The 1725-nt window shown below is 65.3% G+C and carries 2 protein-coding genes and 1 pseudogene; all 3 read right to left on the bottom strand.

What is annotated here, in order from left to right; genetic code table 11:
- Positions 1-299, bottom strand: a pseudogene (locus tag X726_RS0137125) (peptidase S8); the annotation flags it as partial.
- The gene (locus X726_RS137290) at positions 289-957 is read right to left on the bottom strand and encodes a hypothetical protein (RefSeq protein ID WP_027049225.1); all 669 of its coding nucleotides are present in this window, start codon (positions 955-957) and stop codon (positions 289-291) included. The gene X726_RS137290 and the pseudogene X726_RS0137125, both read right to left, overlap by 11 nt.
- A gap of 14 nt (positions 958-971) precedes the next feature.
- Positions 972-1538, bottom strand: a complete 567-nt coding sequence (locus X726_RS137285; protein WP_023683483.1) for a sigma-70 family RNA polymerase sigma factor — start codon at positions 1536-1538, stop codon at positions 972-974.
- Positions 1539-1725 lie beyond the last annotated feature (187 nt).

The following is a 1725-nucleotide window of genomic DNA, read 5'->3' on the forward strand; positions in this document are numbered from 1 at the left end:
CCGGCCTGCGTGTCGGCAGGCGGCGCTGACGGCCGCGGCGTCGGCACGGGCGCTACGGGAGCCGGTGGGTTGGGAAACAGGTCGACGATCAGGGCCGGAAGGGTAACTGCGCCTGGTTCGCCGCCGACCTTGGCCTCATTGCCGTCTTTCGGGCAGTCGGCAGCCGCCGCCCCGGCCGCGTCGGTGCAGTCGGCCCGGCCGGCATTGGGATCATTGGTCTGCGCCGACGCCGGCACGGCGACGATTGTCGTCGCCGCCACCAGGATCGCCGCAAATCGAATGACCGCCCTAGCTGCCATCAACCGGTTTCCTTCCCTCGATCACAGTCTCCGCGAACGGCTGGGCGGCAATAAGGCCGACGAGCCTGGTGTAGTCTGCTCCGGTCTTGACCGGGATGGCAATGCGGAAGACGCCCGAGGCGGCCGGCCCGCCGGCGATCTTCAGCGCGTTCTGGTCGAGGAAGACAGCGATGTCGGACATCTTCGCATCCGGCTTGAACTTGACCAGCGCGAACGGCAGTTTCGCCAACTCGTCCTCGGCCCCGGCAATCTCGAAATCATTACCCTTGCCGCCGGTCTGCACGTAGGACTGCACCACGACCAACGCCAGCAAGACAGCGGCCGCCGCCCAGGCGACACCGACCGGCACCGCCACGACACGGCCGAGCGCCTGCGACAGCCAGGAACGGCCCGCCGGCGCGCGGACCGGTCCGGCTTCGGCGTCAAGCGCCCTGGCAAAGCGGCTGAGCGCATCGGCCGGTGGCCGGATCGCTTCGTTGGCGGCGGTGGCGCCGGAGAATTCGGCCTCGGCCTCGCCAAGCGCAGCCATCGCAGCCGGGTCGGACGCCAGCCATTCCTCGACGGCTTCGAGGTCCGAGCCTTCCAGCGAGCCGTTCAGGTAGAACGGCAGCAGCGTTTCCATTTCGTCACGGCGCGACATTTTTTCAGCGGCGCTCATGTCTTCAGGATTGCTCATGGCCACCCCCTGTCGTAACCGGCGGCCTTGAGGGCTTCGCCGAGTTTCTTGCGGGCGTAGAACATTCGGGTCTTGACGGTGGCGACCGGGATGCCGAGCACCTCGCCAATCTCCGTCACCGACTGTCCATGGTAATAGGCAAGGTCGATCACCGAGCGGTGTTCCTCCGGCAAGGCATCGACGAAGCGCCGCAAAGCGGCGCCCTTGTCTTCCTTCATGGTGGCGACTTCCGGCGTGTCGGCGCCGTCGGGAACCTGCGCCGCATCGTCGTCATCGATCCAGTCTTCTTTTTTCTTGCGAAGCATCGACAGCGCCTTGAACCGGGCGATGCCGAGCAGCCATGTCGAGACTTCCGAGCGCCCTTCGAAACCGGGCGCCTGGCGCCACAGCTCGAGAAAGACCTCGTTTGCGATATCGTCGGCCATCATTTCCGATCCCGTCTGGCGCACCACGAAGCGGTAGACCCGCGCGTGGTGACGCATGAACAGCAGCCGAACAGCGGCACGGTCGCCCTTCGCGACCCGGTCGACAAGCGCGCGATCAGTCTCGGTCGCTGCCGTCATGGCCGGTCGAGCCGCCTGGCTCCTGTCTGCTCTGTCGCCGATAGGTTCAAAAAGGTTCATCCTTCCGCCAAGGAATTTTGGCGAAGCTAACCGAAGAGAGGGAGTGTTGCCAGAGCCGGTGTCCAGCCGATAGATGGGTAACACTTTGAACCGGATACATAGGTGACACTTCTCTCCCCCTATGCGT

Origin of the sequence: Mesorhizobium sp. LSJC285A00 (assembly GCF_000503155.1) — a bacterium.
GTDB lineage: Bacteria > Pseudomonadota > Alphaproteobacteria > Rhizobiales > Rhizobiaceae > Mesorhizobium.